20 protein-coding genes and 1 other RNA gene are annotated in these 19,464 nt (G+C 66.5%); 19 read left to right on the top strand and 2 right to left on the bottom strand.

The features are described 5' to 3' along the window. Window positions 1–4 precede the first annotated feature (4 nt). From METUNV1_RS07375 to METUNV1_RS07285, 19 genes are all read left to right on the top strand, one after another. Window positions 5–1,852 (top strand): aldehyde ferredoxin oxidoreductase family protein, encoded by a 1,848-nt coding sequence (locus METUNV1_RS07375; RefSeq protein WP_008060404.1) that lies wholly within the window; start codon window positions 5–7, stop codon window positions 1,850–1,852. A gap of 62 nt (window positions 1,853–1,914) precedes the next feature. Beyond that, window positions 1,915–3,186 (top strand): NAD(P)/FAD-dependent oxidoreductase, encoded by a 1,272-nt coding sequence (locus METUNV1_RS07370; protein ID WP_008060403.1) that lies wholly within the window; start codon window positions 1,915–1,917, stop codon window positions 3,184–3,186. Window positions 3,187–3,188: 2 nt separating this feature from the next. After that, on the top strand, window positions 3,189–3,443 hold the full coding sequence (gene thiS, locus METUNV1_RS07365; RefSeq protein ID WP_008060402.1) for a sulfur carrier protein ThiS: 255 nt from the start codon (window positions 3,189–3,191) through the stop codon (window positions 3,441–3,443). Then, on the top strand, window positions 3,440–3,748 hold the full coding sequence (locus tag METUNV1_RS07360) for a hypothetical protein (RefSeq protein ID WP_008060401.1): 309 nt from the start codon (window positions 3,440–3,442) through the stop codon (window positions 3,746–3,748). The genes thiS and METUNV1_RS07360 overlap by 4 nt, the downstream gene beginning before the upstream one ends. Window positions 3,749–3,832: 84 nt before the next feature. Further along, window positions 3,833–3,931: signal recognition particle sRNA small type (gene ffs / locus METUNV1_RS07355), an RNA gene on the top strand. Between the two features lie 48 nt (window positions 3,932–3,979). Further along, window positions 3,980–5,785 carry a DNA polymerase III subunit gamma/tau gene (gene dnaX / locus METUNV1_RS07350; protein WP_008060400.1) on the top strand — a complete coding sequence of 602 codons (1,806 nt, stop codon included), beginning with the start codon at window positions 3,980–3,982 and terminating at the stop codon, window positions 5,783–5,785. A gap of 10 nt (window positions 5,786–5,795) precedes the next feature. Then, on the top strand, window positions 5,796–6,119 hold the full coding sequence (locus tag METUNV1_RS07345) for a YbaB/EbfC family nucleoid-associated protein (protein ID WP_008060399.1): 324 nt from the start codon (window positions 5,796–5,798) through the stop codon (window positions 6,117–6,119). Between the two features lie 19 nt (window positions 6,120–6,138). Next, complete coding sequence (gene recR, locus METUNV1_RS07340; RefSeq protein ID WP_008060397.1) at window positions 6,139–6,732, top strand: recombination mediator RecR; 594 nt, start codon at window positions 6,139–6,141, stop codon at window positions 6,730–6,732. After that, on the top strand, window positions 6,729–7,967 hold the full coding sequence (locus METUNV1_RS07335) for a CaiB/BaiF CoA transferase family protein (protein ID WP_008060396.1): 1,239 nt from the start codon (window positions 6,729–6,731) through the stop codon (window positions 7,965–7,967). Before recR ends, METUNV1_RS07335 begins: the two co-directional genes overlap by 4 nt. 126 nt (window positions 7,968–8,093) lie before the next feature. After that, window positions 8,094–8,702 (top strand): ubiquinol-cytochrome c reductase iron-sulfur subunit, encoded by a 609-nt coding sequence (gene petA / locus METUNV1_RS07330; RefSeq protein WP_008060395.1) that lies wholly within the window; start codon window positions 8,094–8,096, stop codon window positions 8,700–8,702. 5 nt (window positions 8,703–8,707) lie between these two features. Further along, entirely contained in the window at window positions 8,708–9,991 is a 1,284-nt protein-coding gene (locus METUNV1_RS07325) for a cytochrome b (RefSeq protein ID WP_043359334.1), read from the top strand. 11 nt (window positions 9,992–10,002) lie between these two features. Next, window positions 10,003–10,761, top strand: a complete 759-nt coding sequence (locus METUNV1_RS07320; RefSeq protein ID WP_008060393.1) for a cytochrome c1 — start codon at window positions 10,003–10,005, stop codon at window positions 10,759–10,761. A gap of 108 nt (window positions 10,762–10,869) precedes the next feature. Continuing rightward, entirely contained in the window at window positions 10,870–11,466 is a 597-nt protein-coding gene (locus METUNV1_RS07315) for a glutathione S-transferase N-terminal domain-containing protein (protein ID WP_026188090.1), read from the top strand. Window positions 11,467–11,496: 30 nt separating this feature from the next. Further along, complete coding sequence (locus tag METUNV1_RS07310; protein ID WP_008060390.1) at window positions 11,497–11,943, top strand: ClpXP protease specificity-enhancing factor; 447 nt, start codon at window positions 11,497–11,499, stop codon at window positions 11,941–11,943. Window positions 11,944–12,090: 147 nt separating this feature from the next. Next, complete coding sequence (locus METUNV1_RS07305) at window positions 12,091–13,059, top strand: acetyl-CoA carboxylase carboxyltransferase subunit alpha (RefSeq protein ID WP_008060389.1); 969 nt, start codon at window positions 12,091–12,093, stop codon at window positions 13,057–13,059. A 46-nt stretch (window positions 13,060–13,105) separates the two neighbouring features. Beyond that, a complete protein-coding gene (tilS, locus tag METUNV1_RS07300) occupies window positions 13,106–14,413 on the top strand; it encodes a tRNA lysidine(34) synthetase TilS (protein WP_232416236.1) in 1,308 nt (435 codons plus the stop codon). Between the two features lie 81 nt (window positions 14,414–14,494). Next, entirely contained in the window at window positions 14,495–15,187 is a 693-nt protein-coding gene (locus tag METUNV1_RS07295) for a CAAX prenyl protease-related protein (protein ID WP_008060387.1), read from the top strand. A 98-nt stretch (window positions 15,188–15,285) separates the two neighbouring features. Then, window positions 15,286–15,960 carry a transglutaminase-like cysteine peptidase gene (locus METUNV1_RS07290; RefSeq protein WP_008060385.1) on the top strand — a complete coding sequence of 225 codons (675 nt, stop codon included), beginning with the start codon at window positions 15,286–15,288 and terminating at the stop codon, window positions 15,958–15,960. Continuing rightward, entirely contained in the window at window positions 15,957–17,912 is a 1,956-nt protein-coding gene (locus METUNV1_RS07285) for an EAL domain-containing protein (protein WP_008060379.1), read from the top strand. The genes METUNV1_RS07290 and METUNV1_RS07285 overlap by 4 nt, the downstream gene beginning before the upstream one ends. 26 nt (window positions 17,913–17,938) lie before the next feature. Here METUNV1_RS07285 and METUNV1_RS07280 read toward each other — a convergent pair whose 3' ends face one another. Next, window positions 17,939–18,523 carry an N-acyl amino acid synthase FeeM domain-containing protein gene (locus METUNV1_RS07280; RefSeq protein WP_008060377.1) on the bottom strand — a complete coding sequence of 195 codons (585 nt, stop codon included), beginning with the start codon at window positions 18,521–18,523 and terminating at the stop codon, window positions 17,939–17,941. Between the two features lie 107 nt (window positions 18,524–18,630). Beyond that, window positions 18,631–19,296 carry an N-acyl amino acid synthase FeeM domain-containing protein gene (locus METUNV1_RS07275; protein WP_008060376.1) on the bottom strand — a complete coding sequence of 222 codons (666 nt, stop codon included), beginning with the start codon at window positions 19,294–19,296 and terminating at the stop codon, window positions 18,631–18,633. Window positions 19,297–19,464: the final 168 nt, after the last annotated feature.

Below are 19,464 nucleotides of genomic sequence, written 5' to 3'. Positions count from 1 at the left end.
TGACATGGCATGGACCCGCAAAATCCTGCGCGTTAACCTGACCGACCGCACCACCAAGAGCGAACCGCTCAACATGGAGTGGGCGAACGACTATCTCGGCCAGCGTGGTCTGGCGACCAAGTATCTGGTGTCTGAAATCGATCCCAAGGTCGATCCGCTGTCGCCTGAGAACAAGATCATCTGGGCGACCGGCCCGCTGACCGGCACCATGGCCTCGACCGGTGGCCGCTATTCGGTGGTGACCAAGGGTCCGCTGACCGGCGCCATCGCCTGTTCGAACTCCGGCGGCTATTTCGGCGCCGAACTGAAGTTCGCAGGCTGGGACATGGTCATCATCGAAGGCCGTGCGTCGAGCCCGGTCTACCTGTCGATCGAGAACGACAAGGTCGAAATCCGTGATGCCTCGCACCTGTGGGGCAAGACCGTGTGGGAAACCGAAGAGACGCTGAAGTCGGAACACCAGGACCCGCAGGTCCGCGTGTCCTGTATCGGCCGCACCGGCGAGGCGGGCGTGCTGTACGCCGCCATCGTCAATGACCTGCACCGCGCCGCCGGCCGCTCCGGCGTGGGCGCCGTGGCCGGTTCGAAGAACCTGAAGGCGCTGGTCGTGCGCGGCACCCTGGGTGTCGGCAATCTGGCCAACCCGAAGGAATTCATGAAGGTCACCTTCGAGAAGAAGAAGATCCTCAAGGAAAACGCGGTCACCGGTCAGGGTCTGCCCACCTACGGCACCCAGGTGCTGATGAACGTGATCAACGAGATCGGCGCCATGCCGACCCGCAATCACAAGGACGTGCAGTTCGAAGGCGCGCGCAAGATTTCCGCCGAAGCCATGCACGAGCCGCGCGAATCCGACGGCAAGGCGCAGCTGGTGAACAACCAGGGCTGCTTCGGCTGCACCATCGCCTGCGGCCGCATTTCCAAGATCGACCAGACTCACTACACGGTGGTGAACAGCCCGAAGTACTGGGGCGCGTCCGGTGGTCTGGAGTACGAAGCGGCGTGGTCGCTGGGCTGTGCCAACGGTGTCGATGACATCGAGGCGCTGCAGTACGCCAACATGCTGTGCAACGAGGACGGCTTCGACCCGATTTCCTTCGGTGCCACCATCGGTGCGGTGATGGAACTGTACGAAATGGGCGTGCTGACCAAGGAGGAGATCGGCATCGAAGCGCCGTTCGGCTCCGCCCGCGCGCTCACCTTCCTGGCCGAGCAGACCGCCCGGGGCGAAGGTTTCGGCAAGATCGTGGGCCTGGGTTCCAAGCGCCTGTGCGAGAAGTACGGTCACCCGGAGCTGTCGATGTCGGTCAAGGGCCAGGAATTCCCGGCCTACGACGCGCGCGGCGTGCAGGGCATGGGCCTGACCTACGCGACCTCGAACCGCGGTGCCTGCCACCTGCGTTCGTACACCATTTCGTCCGAAGTGCTGGGCATTCCGGTCAAGACCGATCCGCACACCACCGAAGGCAAGCCGGCGCTGGTCAAGGCCTTCCAGGACGCGACCGCCGTGGTCGATTCGTCCGGCCTGTGCGTGTTCACCACGTTCGCCTGGGCGCTGTCCGACATTCAGCCCCAGCTTCAGGCCGCTTGCGAAGGCGACTGGTCGATGGAAAAGCTGGACCTGATGGGCGAGCGCATCTGGAACATGGAGCGTCAGTTCAACAATGCCGCCGGTTTCACCCGCAAGGACGACGACCTGCCGCCGCGTCTGAAGACCGAAGCCGCCAAGGTCGGTCCGGCCAAGGGTCTGGTGTCGGGCATCGACAAGATGATTCCCGAGTACTACGCACTGCGTGGCTGGGACAGCGAAGGCCGTCCGACGGCGGAAACGGTCGCCCGCCTGGGCCTGTAACAGTCGGCATCGCATGAACACAGCGCGCCCTCCGGGGCGCGCTGCACTTCAAGAGGAACATCATGAAGCACGTCATCATCGGCAACGGCCCGGCCGGCGTCGTCGCCGCGGAAGCCATCCGCCGCGCTGACCGCGGCGCCGACATCGTCATGATCGGCGATGAGCCGGAGCCGCCGTACTCGCGCATGGCCATTCCCTATCTGCTGGTGGGCAACATCCAGGAGAAGGGCACCTGGCTGCGCAAGACGGACGGCCACTTTGCGTCGCTCAACATCAAGGAAGTGCTGGGGCGCGCCAAGTCGGTCGATACCGCCGGCCGCGTGGTTCACATGGAGGACGGCACCGCCTTCCCCTATGACCGCCTGCTCATCTGCACCGGTTCGCACCCGCTCAAGCTGCCGGTTCCGGGCATCGATTCGCCCAATGTGCACACCTGCTGGACGCTGGACGACGCGCGTCACATTGCCGCCAAGGCGAAGAAGGGTGCTCGCGTGCTGCAGATTGGCGCCGGTTTCATCGGCTGCATCATCATGGAAGCGCTGGCCTCACGCGGAGTGAAGCTGGACATCGTCGAAATGGGCGACCGCATGGTGCCGCGCATGATGACCTCCAAGGCCGGCAGCATGATCGCGCGCTGGGTGAAGCAGAAGGGCGTCAACGTGCATACCAATGCCCGCGTGACCTCGATCCGGCCCAATGGCGACGAGCTGATCGCCACGCTGGGCGACGGTACCGAAGTCGTGGCCGATCTGGTGATCGCCTCCGCCGGCGTGAAGCCGAACGTGGCCTTCCTCGACGGCAGCGGCGTGGCCTGTTCGACCGGCATCCTGATCGACGAGCGCTGCGCGACCAACATTCCCGACGTCTATGCCGCAGGTGACGTGGCCGAGGCGGTCGATTTCTCGACCGGCGAGCGCCTGGTCAACGCGATCCAGCCGAACGCGGTCGATCAGGGTCGCATCGCGGCGCTGAACATGGTGGGACGCAGTGCCCGTTCTCAGGGCACGATGGCGATCAACGTGCTCGACACGCTGGGCTTGATCTCGGCGTCCTTCGGTCAGTGGTGGGGCGCTGAAGGCGGCGAATCGGTCGAGCGCATCGACGAGGAACGCTTCCGCTACATCAGCCTGCAGTTCAAGGATGACGTGCTGGTCGGCGCCACCTCGATCGGCCTCACCGATCACGTCGGCGTGCTGCGTGGCCTGATCCAGACCCGCACTCCGCTGGGTGCCTGGAAGCAGCGGCTGATGCAGGATCCGCTGCGCGTGATGGAAGCCTATCTGTCGATGGCCCAGGCACAGAGCGCCGCCCCGCTGGCCGAGGCGCTGCACTGAGGATGCAGGTCACGCTGAAGCTGTACGCCTCGCTGTCCGACTATCTGCCGGATGAGGCGAAGCGCACCAACGAGTGGCCGATGGATGTGCCCGAAGGGACCACGGTGGGCGATATGATTGCGCGCCATCAACTTCCCGAACGGCTCGTCCATCTGGTTCTCGTGAACGGTCATTTCATACCCCCGGGCAGCCGCGCCTCGCGCGTGCTCGCTGCCGACGACGTCCTCGCCATCTGGCCGCCGGTGGCGGGCGGATGAGCGCCGCCTTTCCGCTGAAGCCGGAGGAAATCGCCTCCGGCACCGTCGTGCGCGTCATGAGCATAGGGCGCGACGAGTTCTTTCACATGCTGCCGGGCGCGGTCGATCTGCCCATCGTCCATCGCGGCGATGGGGCCAGTGGCCGCGGCTGGAGCCTCTCGGTCGAGGTGCAGCCGCCGCTGCACATCGCGCTGCTGAGCCTGCCCCGGCTCAAGGTGTCGCTCGAGTTTCCGGCTCGCGACGGCGCCCACATGGCGGCTTTCATGCTGCGTTTCGACCGCCATTTCCAGCGCGGCGGCGGCTGAAGGCCAGACCTGCGCCGCTGACCCGACCACGTTTTTTCAGTCCGGGCTGGCCGGGCAGGGGGCTCCCGGGTTAGAATTCGTTGTGGCGGGTCTCCCCGCATCGTGGCGCGGTGAACCTGGTCAGGTCCGGAAGGAAGCAGCCACAGCTGCTCACCACGAGTGCCGGGGGTCAGGCTCGCCACCCCTCCCTTTTTTGCAGTGCGCACCGTCGCTCACTTTGCCGGCGTTCAGATGACTTATCAGGTTCTCGCGCGCAAGTGGCGTCCCCGCAGCTTCGAAACGCTGGTCGGCCAGGATCACGTGGTCCGCGCCCTGAGCCACGCGCTCGAACAGAAGCGGCTCCACCACGCCTACCTGTTCACCGGCACCCGCGGTGTCGGCAAGACCACCATCTCCCGCATCCTGGCCAAGAGCCTGAACTGCGAAACCGGTCTGACCGCCCACCCCTGCGGGCAGTGCGCCGCCTGTACCGAAATCGATGCCGGCCGCTTCGTCGACTATGTCGAAATGGACGCGGCCTCCAACCGCAGCGTGGACGACATGGCGGCGCTGCTGGAGAAGGCGGCCTACGCACCGGCGCGCGGGCGGTACAAGGTCTACATGATCGACGAAGTTCACATGCTGACCGGCCACGCCTTCAACGCGATGCTGAAGACGCTCGAAGAGCCGCCAGAGCATGTGAAGTTCATTCTGGCCACCACCGATCCGCAGAAGATTCCGGTCACGGTGCTGAGCCGCTGCCTGCAGTTCAACCTGAAGCAGATGCCGCCGGACGCCATCGTGCGTCACCTGTCCGGCGTGCTCGATGCCGAGGGCGTTGAATACGAACCCGCCGCGCTGAGGCCGATCGCCAAGGGTGCAGCCGGTTCGATGCGTGACGCGCTGTCGCTCCTCGATCAGGCCATCGCGCACGGTGCGGGCCGGCTGGTCGAGCAGGACGTGCTCGACATGCTGGGTACGGTGGGCGACGAACACCTCTATCTGATCCTCGATGCGCTGCTGGCCGGTGACGGCGCCGCGCTGATGACGCTGACCGCGCAGATGCGCGCGCGCAGTGTCGACTTCGATCAGGCGCTGCGCGAACTGGCGGTGCTGCTGCACCGCGTGGCAGTGGCCCAGATGGTGCCGGACGCCATCACCGACGAGCTGGAACAGGCCCGGCTGGCCCCCTACGCCGCGGGCATGGATGCCGAGTCGGTGCAGCTGGCGTATCAGATCGCGGTCCAGGGCTGCAATGACCTGCCGCTGGCGCCGGACGAAGTGACCGGTTTTTCGATGACGCTGCTGCGCCTGCTCGCTTTCCGACCCGTCACGCCGCCTGCTCTGGCCGCTGCACCGCGCGGTCAGAGCGCAGCGCTGCAGGCGCTGCCCCGGGTGGCCCGGACCAGTGCGGCCGTGCCGCCGCCGGCTGCGGTCGAGAGGCCGCGTCTGCAGGTCGAATCCGCTCCGCAGCCGGTCGCGGTAAAGCCCGTACCGGTAGCGGCGCCGCAGCCGCTGCCCGAGCCGGTACGCCCGGCAGCGAAGGCCGCGCCAGCCGACGAAGCGCCGCCGCCGTGGGCGGAAGACGAGGAATTCGCGCCGCCGACCGCAGCACCCGAAACCGCCGCGCCGGCGCAGCCGCAGGCCTCTGCGGCGGTCGGATCGACGGTGGCGCTTCCGCGTACGAACGAAGACTGGCACGCGCTGGTCGATCAGCTCGACGTGGCTGCGCTCAGCAAGCAGCTCGCCCACCAGTGCGAATGGCGCGCCAGCGAAGGCGGAGCGATACGGCTGCGGCTGTCGCGCGACATGTCGCACCTGATCGCTTCCGGCCAGGACAAGCTGCGCGCTGCGCTGCAGGCTCGCCTCGGTACCGCGGTCCGGCTCGAATTCGAACAGGGCGAGCCGGTGAGTCAGACCGTGGCCCAGCGCCTCGGGGCCGAACAGCGCGCACGTCTGGAGCAGGCGTGCGCTTCGATGAAGAATGACCCCTTCGTTCAGCAGGTGATCGAACAGTTCGGCGCCCGCCTGATCGAAGACTCGATCAAACCCGTTTGAGGATTGCACCATGATGAAAGGTGGCATCGGTGGCCTGATGAAGCAGGCCCAGCAGATGCAGGAAAACATGAAGAAGATGCAGGAGCAGCTGGCCAGCGTCGAAGTCGAGGGCCAGTCGGGTGCCGGCATGGTCAAGGTGGTCATGACCTGCAAGCACGACGTGCGTCGTGTTTCCATCGATCCGTCGGTGATGGACGACCGCGAAATGCTGGAAGACCTTCTGGCGGCCGCGGTGAATGACGCGGTGCGCCGGGTCGAAGCCACCACCCAGGAAAAGATGGCCGGTTTCACCTCAGGCCTGAACCTGCCGCCGGGCTTCAAGCTGCCGTTCTGAACCCGGCGCAGCGTCCGTCATGAATACAGGTGTGCTGGACGAGCTGGTCAGCGCCTTGCGCTGCCTGCCGTCGGTCGGCCCCAAGAGCGCGCAGCGCATGGCCTTCCATCTGCTGCAGCGCGACCGCGCCGGTGCCGACCGGCTGGCGCGCGCGCTCGGTGACGCGCTGACCCGGCTGCACAACTGTGCGCGCTGCAATACCTTCACCGAACTGGAGGTGTGCGAGCGCTGCAGCTCGCCGCGCCGCGATGCATCGCAGCTGTGCGTGGTCGAAACACCGGCCGACATGCTCATGATGGAGCAGACCCACAGCTACTCCGGCCTCTATTTCTGCCTGATGGGGCGCATCGCGCCGCTGGAGGGCGTGGGGCCGAAGGAACTGCGCCTCGATCGTCTGCTGGAACGGGCGGCCGATCCCGCGGTACGCGAAGTCATTCTCGCCACCAATTTCACCAACGAAGGCGAGGCGACTGCCCACTACCTCGGTGAAATGCTGCGCGCGCGAGGCCTGGCGGTCACCCGCATTGCGCGCGGCCTGCCGGTGGGCGGCGAACTGGAACACACGGACATCGGCACCATCGCCCAGGCGCTGTCGGAAAGGCGCCCGGCGTGAGCGCTGCGACCTCCACAGACGCGGAAAGGCCGCAAGCGAGGCCGCTGGACGGCCTGAAAGTGGTCGAACTGGGCACGCTGATTGCCGGCCCGTTCGCGTCGCGCATCCTGGCCGAATTCGGTGCCGAAGTGATCAAGGTGGAGGCGCCGGATGGCGGCGACCCGCTGCGCAAGTGGCGCCTGCTGTACGAAGGCACCTCGCTCTGGTGGTTCGTCCAGGCGCGCAACAAGAAGTCGGTCACGCTGAATCTGAAGCATCCGGACGCGATCGGCGCGCTGAAGAAGCTGCTCGCCGGCGCCGACGTGCTGGTCGAGAACTTCCGCCCGGGCGTCCTGGACAAGCTGGGGCTGTCCGAAGCGGTGCTGAAGGACATCAATCCGTCGCTGGTCATCGTGCGCCTGTCCGGTTTCGGCCAGACCGGTCCGATGGCACAGCAGCCGGGCTTCGGCGCCATCGGCGAATCGATGGGCGGGCTGCGCTACATCACCGGCTTTCCCGACCGGCCGCCGGTCAAGGTGGGCATTTCGATCGGTGATTCGATCGCCGCGCTGTGGGGCGTGATCGGTGCGCTGATGGCGCTGCGCCATCGCGACGCGACCGGTGGGCGCGGTGCAGGGCAGGGCCAGACCGTCGATGTCGCGTTGTACGAGGCAGTGTTCGCGATGATGGAAAGCATGCTGCCGGAGTTCGACGTGTTCGGTTTCATCCGCGGTCGCACCGGCAACATCATGCCCGGCATCACGCCGTCAAACACCCACACCGCGCGCGATGGCCGTCACATCATTGTCGGCGGCAACGGCGATGCCATCTTCCGGCGGCTGACGACGGCCATCGGCCGGCCTGACCTGGCCGCCGACCCCTCGCTGGCCGACAACGCCGGACGCGATGCCCGGCGCGACGAAATCTATGCGCTGATCGACGCCTGGGTGGCGGCGCACGATGGCGACGAGGTGCTGCGCGTGCTGGGCGAGGCCGATGTGCCGGTCAGCCGCGTGTATTCGATCGAGGATATTGCGGCTGATCCTCAGTATCTGGCGCGCGCGGTGTTCGAAACCGCGCGGCTGCCTGACGGTCGCACGTTCAAGGCACCGGCACCGATGCCGCGGCTGTCGGAAACGCCCGGTCGCACCGACTGGATCGGTCCGGCGCTGGGCGAGCACACCGACGAGGTACTGAAAGGACTCGGTTACCGGGCACAGGACATCGCGGCACTGCGCGCCGGAGGTGCGCTGTGACCGCCACGAAGCGGCGTGTTTTCGCCGCCTGAACGGTGTTGGAGATGCATCAGGGCTTTAAACGGGGCACCGCTTGAGGGTATAATCGCAGGTTGTGCAGAATCAATTGTCTAGACGGGAACAAGCATGAGTGGCAATGAACGGAAGGCGGATTGCGGCCGGCGCAGTCTGCTCGTGGCAACAGCCTGTGCGGGTGGTGTGGCCGGGCTTGCAGTGGCAGTGCCTTTTCTCACCAGTCTTTCCCCTTCGGAGCGCGCGAAAGCCGCCGGTGCTCCGGTCGAGGTAGACATCTCCAAGCTCGGTCCGGGTGAAATGACCACGGTCGAGTGGCAGGGCAAGCCGGTGTGGATCATGCGCCGCACCCCCGCCCAGATGGAGAGCCTGGCCGCCATGGCCGACAAGCTGGCCGACCCGAAGTCGGAGCGCAATCCGTCCGAATTCACGCCCGAGTACGCACGCAACGACCTGCGTGCCCGCGAAGACCACAAGGACATCCTGGTGGTCGTCGCCATCTGTACCCACCTCGGCTGTTCGCCGTCCGGCCCCTTCGAATCCGGCTCCAACGCCCAGCTGGGCGCCGATGCGGGCTTCGTCTGCCCGTGCCACGGTTCCACTTTCGATCTGTCCGGTCGCGTATTCAAGGCCAAGCCGGCTCCGGACAACCTGAAGGTGCCGCCGTTCATGTTCCTGTCTGACACGCGCATCCTGGTCGGCCAGGATTCCAAGGAGGGTTGATCGAGATGGCTGGCGAAAAGGTAGTCACCACCACTGGCCTGCTTGGCTGGATTGACGAGCGCTTCCCGCTCACCACGCTCTGGAAGGAACACCTTGCAGAGTACTACGCACCGAAGAACTTCAACTTCTGGTACTTCTTCGGCTCGCTGGCACTGCTGGTGCTGGTGATCCAGATCGTGACCGGCATTTTCCTGGTCATGCACTTCAAGCCGGACGCGTCGCTGAACGCCTCGGGCGTTCCGGTCGCGTTCGCGAGCGTCGAATACATCATGCGCGATGTGCCGTGGGGCTGGCTCATCCGCTACATGCACTCGACCGGCGCTTCGGCCTTCTTCATCGTCGTCTACCTGCACATGTTCCGCGGCCTGCTCTACGGTTCCTACCGCAAGCCGCGCGAGCTGGTGTGGATCTTCGGCTGCATGATCTTCCTGTGCCTGATGGCGGAAGCCTTCATGGGCTATCTGCTGCCCTGGGGTCAGATGTCGTACTGGGGCGCCCAGGTGATCATCAACCTGTTCTCGGCCATCCCCTTCGTCGGCAACGATCTGTCGATCTGGCTGCGTGGCGACTTCGTGATCGGTGATGCGACGCTGAACCGCTTCTTCTCCTTCCACGTCATCGCCGTGCCGCTGGTGCTGATCGGTCTGGTTGCCGCCCACATCATCGCGCTGCACGAAGTGGGTTCGAACAATCCGGACGGCGTCGAGATCAAGAAGAACAAGGATCCGAAGACCGGCATTCCGCTGGACGGCATTCCCTTCCACCCGTACTACACGGTGAAGGACATCGTCGGTGTGGTCGTATTCCTGATCTGCTTCTCGGCCGTGGTGTTCTTCGGTCCCGAGTTCGGCGGCTACTTCCTGGAGTACAACAACTTCATCCCGGCCGATCCGATGAAGACGCCGCCGCACATTGCGCCGGTGTGGTACTTCACGCCGTTCTACTCGATCCTGCGCGCCAACACGGTGAACTTCTTCTGGGTCGATGCGAAGCTGTGGGGCGTCATCTTCATGGGCCTGTCCGTGATGATCTTCTTCGCGCTGCCCTGGCTGGACCGTTCGCCGGTGAAGTCGATCCGCTACAAGGGTCCGATCTTCAAGTTCGCGCTCACCGTGTTCATCATCGCCTTCCTGATCCTGGGCTATCTGGGCATGCAGGCGCCGACCCCGATGGGCACCCTGGTGTCGCAGGTCTGCACGGTCATCTACTTCCTGTTCTTCGTGCTGATGCCCTGGTACACGGCCATCGACAAGTACAAGCCCGAACCGTCGCGCGTGACCGGACACTGAGAGCCAGAATCATGAAACAACTCAAAAAACTGTTTCTTGGCGCGCTCTGCGCGCCCCTGCTGGCGTTTGCCAGTGCCGAATCGGTGCACCTCGATCGTGCGCCGACCGAGAAATTCCGCGAAGCCAACGCCATCCAGCGCGGTGCCCAGGTATTCGTCAATTACTGCCTGAACTGCCACTCGGCGTCCTACATGCGCTACAACCGCCTGAAGGATGTCGGACTGACCGAAGAGCAGATCAAGGACAACCTTCTGTTCGCCGCCGACAAGACCGGTGAAACGATGAAGGTGGCCCTGACCCGCGAGGACGGCAAGAAGTGGTTCGGTGCGGCACCGCCCGACCTGACCGTGATCGCGCGTTCGCGCGCATCGGCGGACGGCAGCGGCGCAGACTGGCTGTACACCTATCTGCGCAGCTTCTACCGCGACGACAGCCGGCCGACCGGCTGGAACAACACGACCTTCGCGAACGTTGGCATGCCGCACGTCCTGTACGAGCTGCAGGGCCAGCAGTCAGCCAAGCACGTCAAGGTGGCCGACGGCCACGGCGGCGAGAAGGAAGTGGTCGAGCTTGAACTGACCAAGCCCGGCAAAATGTCCAAGACCGAGTACGACTCCATGGTCGGCGATCTCGTGGCCTATCTCGTCTATATGGGCGAGCCGGGCGCCGAGAAGCGTCGCCAGACCGGTCTGCTGGTCATCATCGGATTGTCTGTGCTCGCCGTCCTGAGCTATCTGCTCAAGCGCGAGTTCTGGAAAGACATCCACTAAGAATCCACACGCCCGAAAGTCATGCAAGCTCTCGGTCATCGCGAAGCGACCTCACCACGCGTCCGGCGTGTGGTGAGGGATGCCGAGTACTCCTGGGGTGTTAACACCATGATGAATCTGTATTCAGGGACGACAGACCCCTTTTCCCACCGTTGCCGGATCGTGCTCTACGAAAAGGGCATGGATTTCCAGGTCATCGATGTCGACCTCTACAACAAGCCGGAAGACATTGCGGTCATCAACCCGTACAACCGTGTACCGGTGCTGGTCGATCGCGACCTGATTCTCTATGACTCGAACATCATCAACGAGTACATCGACGAACGGTTCCCCCATCCGCAGCTGATGCCGCCGGATCCGATCATGCGCGCCCGTGCGCGGCAGCTGCTGCACACGGTCGAGAGCGAGCTGTTCTCGCACATCGAGGCGCTGGAAAAGAACGCCCGTACGGCAGACAAGTCGCGCAGCCACCTGCGCGACCGCCTGACCGAACTGACGGCCATCTTCGCCAAGCAGAAGTACATGCTGGGCGAGGAATTTTCCATGCTCGACGTGGCGATCGCTCCGCTACTATGGCGTCTCGATCACTACGGTATCGAGCTGCCGAAGTCGGCTGCGCCGCTGATGAAGTACGCGGAACGCATCTTCTCCCGCCAGGGATTCATCGATGCGCTCACGCCGTCCGAAAAGGTGATGCGCCGCTGATCTGCGGATCGCTCGGCTGAAAGCACCCCGATGGATGTCATGAGTTCTGTTTCCACCAAGCCCTATCTGTTGCGCGCACTGTTCGACTGGTGCGCCGACCAGGGGCTCACGCCGTATATCGCGGTCGTCGTTGACGACCGCGCCGGCGTGCCGCGGCAGTACGTGAAGGATGGCCAGATCATCCTGAACATCGGCCGCGAGGCGGTGCACCAGCTGGTGATGGGCAATGAGCTCATCACCTGCTCCGCCCGCTTTGGTGGCGTGGCGCAGGAGCTGACGATTCCGGTCGAATGCGTGGCGGCCATCTACGCCCGCGAGAACGGTCACGGCATGGCGTTCGAAGTGACGCCCGGGCAGTCTGTCCGGGCCGACGTTGCGCCGGCCACCGTGGTCGATCGCAGCGAGCAGGCGGTGCTCACCACGCCGGCCGCAGACAAGCCGTCGCCGGCCAAACCGCATCTGCGTCGTATCAAATAGGCGCGGTTGACGTCCGTTCAAGGCAAAAAGCCGGCTCATGCCGGCTTTTTGCTCTCTGAACGCGCACGGATCACATCCCGCATCTCTGTCCGCCCTTGGCGGGTATGACGCGCTAGAATTGCGCACCCTTATTTTGCGGTCAGTCCGATGAAGACAACCTTTCTCGATTTCGAACAGCCGATCGCCGAACTTGAAGCGAAGATCGAAGAACTCCGTTTCGTGCAGGACGATTCCGCTGTCGACATATCCGAGGAAATCACCCGGCTCGAAGCCAAGAGCCAGGCGCTGACCAAGGACATCTACGCCAAGCTCACGCCCTGGCAGATTGCCCAGGTGGCCCGTCACCCGCAGCGTCCTTACACGCTGGACTACCTGCGGCTGATGTTCTCCGACTTCCAGGAACTGCATGGCGACCGCGCCTTTGCCGATGATCATGCCATCGTCGGCGGCATCGCCCGCTTCAACGGTCAGCCCTGCATGGTGATCGGTCACCAGAAGGGGCGCGACACCAAGGAAAAGATTCACCGCAACTTCGGCATGCCGCGGCCCGAGGGCTATCGCAAGGCGCTGCGCCTGATGAAGCTGGCCGAGAAGTTCGGCATGCCGGTCCTCACCTTCGTCGATACGCCGGGCGCCTATCCGGGCATCGACGCCGAAGAGCGCGGCCAGTCGGAAGCGATCGGCCACAATCTCTACGCGATGGCCGAACTGCGCGTGCCCATCATTTCCACCATCATCGGGGAAGGCGGTTCCGGCGGCGCGCTGGCGATCGCGGTGGCCGACACGCTGATGATGCTGCAGTACTCGACCTACTCGGTCATTTCGCCTGAAGGCTGCGCGTCCATCCTGTGGAAGAGCGCCGACAAAGCGGCCGACGCCGCCGAAATCATGGGCATCACCGCGTCGCGGCTGAAGACGCTGGGCCTGATCGACAAGGTGGTCAACGAGCCCGCGGGCGGCGCCCATCGCGATCACGCCGCCGTGGCGTCCTCACTGAAGCGCGCGCTGGCCGAATCGCTGCGCCAGCTGGCCGATCTCACCCCCACCCAGCTGGTCGAGCGCCGTTTCGAGCGCGTCATGGCGTATGGAAAATTCAAGGAGCAGGCCGTCGCCTGACCCGTTCGACCGAGTCGCGGCGGTTGTCGCCGCACAGGTGTCCGCGGTGCTGCCAGACGGGGCGCCGCTGCTGCTTGCCTGCAGTGGCGGCCTCGATTCCACGGTATTGCTGCATGCGCTGGCCGCCGCAGGTCGCTGGCGGCTCTCGTGCGCCCATGTCCATCACGGGCTGAGTCCGAATGCGGAGGTCTGGGCGCAGCACTGCGCCGCCCAAGCGGCTTCGCTCGGGCTGCCGTTCGCGCTGCATCGGGTCGAGGTCGCCCTCGACAGCGCGGACGGCATCGAATGCGCCGCGCGCGAGGCCCGCTACCGCGTGCTCGACGCGCAGGCGCTGGCACAGGGGGCCGCCGCACTGCTGACCGCCCACCATGCCGATGACCAGGCGGAAACGCTGCTGCACAACCTGGTGCGCGGTGCCGGCCTGATGGGGCTGGCCGGCATGCCGGCATGGCGTCCGTCCGCCCCCGGGCGCCCGGCACAGCTGCGCCCCATGCTCGCGCTGTCACGCAGCGTGCTGGAAGCGGCCGCCCGCGCGCGTGGCCTGTCCTGGGTCGAGGACGAATCCAATGCGGACACCCGTTACGCGCGCAACTACCTGCGTGCCGAGGTGATGCCGGTGCTGTCGTCGCGCTGGCCGCGCACCGCCGAAACGCTGGCCGGTGCGGCCCGCCGGCTGGCCGAGGCGCAGGGCCTGCTGGACGGGCTGGCGGATGCCGATGCGTCAGCGCTTGCCGCGACCACCGCGTGGGGCCAGGCCTGGTCGATTGACGGCCTGCGGGCGCTCGAGCCGGCGCGACAGCGCAATCTGCTGCGCCGGTTGCTGCGGCTGCAGGGGGCCCGCACCGCGCCGACCGAAGCCTGGCTGGACGAATGGCGCCGTCAGCTGCTGGGCTGGCAGCCGGGGGCCGAATGCCCGGTGTCGCACGCCGGCGTCGCCGGCTTCTGCCATCGCGGTCTGCTGTGGCTCATGCCTGACCTGCCGGCGCCGGCGGCGCTGAACTGGCAGGGCGAAACAGACATCGCCTGGGCGGCCGGGCGTCTGCAGCTGCAGCCAGTGCAGGGGCGGGGGCTGTCGCAGTCGGCGCTGGCGCAGGCAGCGCCAGTCCTGCGTGTGCGCCAACCCAAGGACCGGGTGCGCCGCGGGCCCGGCCGTCCGCGCGCCGGTGTGAAGCAGATCGCGCAGGAATGCGGCCTGCCGCCCTGGCTGCGGGATCGCGCCCCCCTGTTTGTGGTGGGGCGCGAGGCGGTGTGGATGCCCGGCTGCGAACCGGCCGAGCCGTGGGCGGCCGGACCCGGCGAACCGGGCTGGATGCCTGTCTGGACGCCGGTCGTGGCGCAGTCGACATCCGGGTGACCTTGTAACGCTTGGTGACATTTCCACGTCGCATGGCGGCCTTATGATCCGGCCATTCCCGGACCACCCGCCTCGGCCCCGATGAGCTCCACCACCGCAGCCCCCCGGCGTGCAGCCCTCGCGCGCATTCTTCCTTTCGCCCTCTACATCGCCTTCCTGGTCATCGCTGCGCCGCTGGCCGAGCGCACCGGCATGGACGTGCGCTGGATGTACGCGGTGCAGATCGCCTGCGTCATCGCCGCGCTGATGTATTTCTGGCCGGACTACGCGGAACTGCGCGAACCGCCGCCGGACACGCCGCTGCGCGGTGCCGCTGGCTGGGGGGCTGCGCTGTCGCTCGGGGTGGCGGTGTGGGCGCTGTGGATCTGGCTCGACTTTTCGCCCTTCGCCTTCGCGCCGGGCCCGGGCTATCAGCCGCTGGACGAAGCCGGTGCGCTCATTCCGCTGATGGTGGTGGTGCGCATCTTCGGTGCCGCCGTGGTGGTACCGGTGATGGAAGAGCTGTTCTGGCGCTCTTTCGTGCAGCGCTGGCTGGACCGGCCGGATTTCCTGTCTCAGCCGGCCTGCACGGTCACGCTGCGCAGCCTGCTGTTCGCGTCGCTGGCCTTCGGCTTCGAACACGGCCAGTGGGCGGCCGGCATCGTCGCCGGTCTGGCCTATGGCGGGCTCTATCTGAAGAGCGGACGGCTCTGGCTGGCCATCGTTTCGCACGGACTGACCAATCTGCTGCTGGGCCTGTGGGTGGTGCACACGGCACAATGGCATTTCTGGTAGAGCCGAAGGCCCATCAAGGGCCACCGGCCGACGACCGTTAACGGGGATCCTGACCGTGTCTGCCCGCCATGCGCTGCCTGCCCTCCATCACTGCCGTCTTGCCGAACCGCACACGCCTGCTGGCCTGTGCCGCGTTCGCCGTGCTGGCGTCGCAGGCGCTGGCGTTTTCCTATCAGGGTTACCTGCTCACCGTGCGCGCTGATCTGCAGCAGAAGATGACCGCCCGCTTCGGCGACAAGGCGGGGCCGCGCCTGGCCGAGCTGGCCGAAGCGCTGAACGGGGCTTTGAAGATCGCCGACGAGGCGGTGCGGGTCGAGCGCATCAATCAGATCGCCAACCGCGCCCGCTACGTGACCGACCCGCAGCTGTGGCAGTCCGACGACTACTGGGCGACGCCGGCGGAATTCACCGCGATCGCCGCCGGTGACTGCGAGGACTATTCGCTGGCCAAGTATTTCGCGTTGCGCGAACTGGGCATGCCGGCCGACAAGCTGCGCATCACCTATGTGCGCCTGCTGCGTCAGGGCCGGCTGGAAAATCACATGGTGCTGGCCTACTACCCGGAGCCGGGCGCAGAACCGTGGGTGCTCGACAATCTGGAGAAGCGCTTTCTGCCCGCACGCGAACGGCCGGATCTGACCCCGGTGTACAGCTTCAATGACGACCGCGTGTGGAAGGTGCAGACCGGTGGCGACCGCGAACTCGGATCGCCGCAGCAGCTGCGCAAGTGGCGCGAACTGCTGGACCGGGTGGATGCCGAGGTGCGCGGATGAACAGCCTGCGCATGCGTCTGCTGGCCGCGCTGCTCGGTGTCGGCGTGCTGGCCTTTGCCGCTGCGCTGGCGACAGCGCTGTGGGTGTCGCGCGACCGGGTCGAGGCGCAGATGGCCAGCCAGGCGCAGGCGATCGCGCTGTCGCTGACCGTGGCGCTGACCGCCGGCGGTGAGCCGGCGCTGCAGAACGCCGAAAGCCTGGTCGAGCCGGTGTTCGACCAGAGCTATCTGCGCCGCATCGAAGTGCGCGACGCGAAAGGCGCGGTCATCGCGTCGCGTCAGGCGCCGGCGCGCCTGCCCGGCGGCGCGCCGCAGTGGTTCATCGATCTGCTGCCGCTGGCGGCCGGTCCGCAGACCTCGGACATCATGCACGGCTGGCGCATCGCCGGCAGCGTGCAGGTCGAGCCGCATCCTCACTGGGCACAGCTGCAGCTGTGGTCCATCGCCGAAACCCTGATGCTGTGGATGGGCGGCGGTCTGGCAGCCGCCAGCGTACTTGGCCTGATGGCGCTGCGCTGGGGTCTGCGGCCGCTGCGGCGGGTACAGCGCTCGGCGGTCGCGGCCGCTTCGCGCAAGTTCATGCCGATCGACGAGGCCCGCATGCCGGTCGAACTGCAGCCGCTGGTCGGCGCCTTCAACCGCATGCTCACCGCCATGGCCGGCGCGCTGGAGAGCGAAGCGGGCAGGGCGCAGCAGTTCCGCGATCAGGCGCTGGTCGATGAACTGACCGGCCTGCCCAACCGCCGCGCCTTCCGCGCCGCACTCGAGGCGCGCATCGAAGCCGGCGAACGCAGCGGCTGGCTGGCCCTGCTGCGGGTGGAAGGTCTGGAGGACCTGAACCACCTGTATGGCCGCGACACGGTGGATGATCTGCTGGCCGAATCCGCCGGTTTCATGCAGGCGCTCGACCACGTGGTGCTGAGCGGCCGGGTCGAGGGCGCGTGTTTCGCGATGCTGTTCGACGACGACGAAGCGGGCACGCGCGATGCGCTGGCCGCGCTGCTGGTCCGGCTGGACAGTCTGGCCAGCGCGGCCGGTTCCGGTCAGGCCTATGCCTGGCGCGCCGGTGCGGCGGACGGTGCCGGTACCGACATCGATGCCGGCGGCTGGCTGGCGGCGGCGGATCGCGCCCTGCATCAGTGGCGGATCGAAACTGGCACCACGCCGGTCATGGCGCACGCGCGCGAGGCCGAAACCGGCGCCGGCAGCCTGCGCATCCAGGTGCGCGAACTGATACGCGGCGGCCATATCGCTTTCGCCACCCAGGCTACCCACGGGCTCACGCCGACCGGCCTTGCATCACCGCTGCATGTCGAATTGCGCGCCGCTCTGGACGCCGGCGACCGGCTCATCCGTGCCGCCGAGTACATCAGCTATGCAGGCGAGGCCCGGGTGGCGGCCGCGCTCGACAGTGCCTGTCTGATGCGTGCGCTGGAACAGGCGCGCAGCCGGCGTGACGGTCTGGCCACGGTGGTCAATGTGGGCGCGGCCACGCTGACCGACGCCGACATCCTGCGCTGGGTGCGCGGCTACCGGCACGACGACCGCGTCGGCACGCTCATTCTGGAATTCCCGGAATCCGCGCTGCTCGGCGATGTCGATGCCGCCGAAGCGTTCGCCCAGCTGGCACAATCGCGCGGGCTGGCGCTCGGCATCAAGCATTTCGGCCTGCACGCCAATGCGCTGCAGCTGCTGCGCAGGCTGCGTCCGGCCCATGTGAAGTTCTCGGTCACACTCACCCGCGAAGCGCTGCTGAATCCGGATTCCGGTGCCTACGTGCAGTCGCTGGCCGGCATTGCGGCCACGCTGGCGATCACGCCGGTGGCGGTCGCGGTGGAACACGTCGAGGCGTTCGAGGGCCTGTACGGACTTGGCATACGGGCGGTGCAGGGCGCAGCGGTCGCTGTGGAGCAGCTGCCGCTGCCGGACCGCAACGGCAGCCCGCCTCGCTGAACCGGGAACCCGGGCGGCAGCGCCTTTCAGCAGGCGAGGCCGGGCCTCAGCGCGCCGGCCGGCTCGCGGGCAACGCAGTGCGGCATATCTTCCAGATCGAGGTGCAGCAGACGGGCCGGGGCGCCCACCCGTTCGCAGGTCCGCTCCGGGCCGCGTACGTTGAATCCGAACTGCCGCTGGTAATAGCGCATATGGCGCGGATTTACCTCGATCACGCAGTCAGTCGCCCCCAGCGCCATGCGCCCGAGCAGCAGCGCACGGCGTATCAGTTCGGCGGCCACATCGTGGCGGCCAGCCCAGGCGCGGTCGATGGCGAAGCGGGTGTATTCCACCAGACGGCGTCCCTGCCGGAGCAGTTCGCTCACGTGCTCGGCAAAGCCTGCTTCCGCCTGCAGTCGCACGCGGCTCGCGCAGCGCACGGTGACGGTGCCGATGACCTGATTGCCGATGCGGGCGAGCAGCGTGCTTTCACCCGGCTGCGTGTCCGCGTGCGGGGTGTCGTAGCCGCGCCGGCCGTAACAGGTCTGGACCAGGCGGCGTGCCGCCAGCAGTTCATCCTGCTGCGAGGCGATCAGGTATTCGATGCGGTCGGCTGCGCAAAAGGTCGTCATGCAGGGGAGGTGGGATACTGTTAGAGGGAAATAATCCCACGCATAGTAACCGCATTCGTAAAACCGGGCCACCGTGTCCACGCGGTGTGTCCGATGATCCCCCGCGTTCAGTGCAGACGTGGTCCGTGATCGTGCGCGATGCAGGTCGGCGGCACGGCCATGTCCAGATGCAGCAGACGTGCGGGCGCGCCGACCCGGCTGCAGGTGCGCTCGGGGCCCTGTACGGTGAAGCCGAACTGGCGCTGGTAGTAGCGCATGTGGCGCGGATTCACCTCGATCACGCAGTCTGTCGCGCCGAGGGCGACCCGTCCCAGCAGCAGGGCGCGGCGTATCAGTTCGGCGGCCAGATCGTGCCGGCCGGACCAGTCACGGTCGATGGCGAAGCGCGTGTACTCCACCAGCCGCCGGCCCTGTCGACGCAGAGCGCCCACGTGCTCGGCGAAGCCGGCTTCGGCCTGCAGGCGCACCCGGGTGCCGCAGCGCACGGTCAGGGTGCCGATCACCCGGTCACCGATCCGCGCCAGCAGCGTGGTTTCGCCGGTCTGGAAGGCGGCCCGGCCGGCGTCGTAGCCGCGTCGTCCGTAACAGGCCTGTACCAGGGTCTGGGCCGCGGCCAGTTCCTCGTCGGTCGAGGCGATCAGGTAATGGATGGCGGGCAGAGGGGCGGCCGGTCCGGTGTCCGTCGTGGGGCCGACCCGCGGCCGGGCACGGTGCAGGGGAAAGGGCTGGAAACGCGGATCGTTCGCGGCGTCGTGGCGCAGACGGGGGGACATGGGCAGGCGGCCTCGCTCGGTTCATTTGCAACGTTCGGCAAAGTTCCGGGCATTCGTGACCGGTTTCCTTGCTGCGCCTGCAGGCTGAAGGCGGCGCATTGCATGCGCTTGATGCCGATTTGAAGCTTTCGTTTCACCGGCGGACGCAAGGTACCGCCGGTCCGCCGC

The organism is Methyloversatilis universalis FAM5 (assembly GCF_000214035.2).
Classification (GTDB): domain Bacteria; phylum Pseudomonadota; class Gammaproteobacteria; order Burkholderiales; family Rhodocyclaceae; genus Methyloversatilis; species Methyloversatilis universalis.
This window is presented reverse-complemented; position numbering and strand designations above follow the sequence as displayed.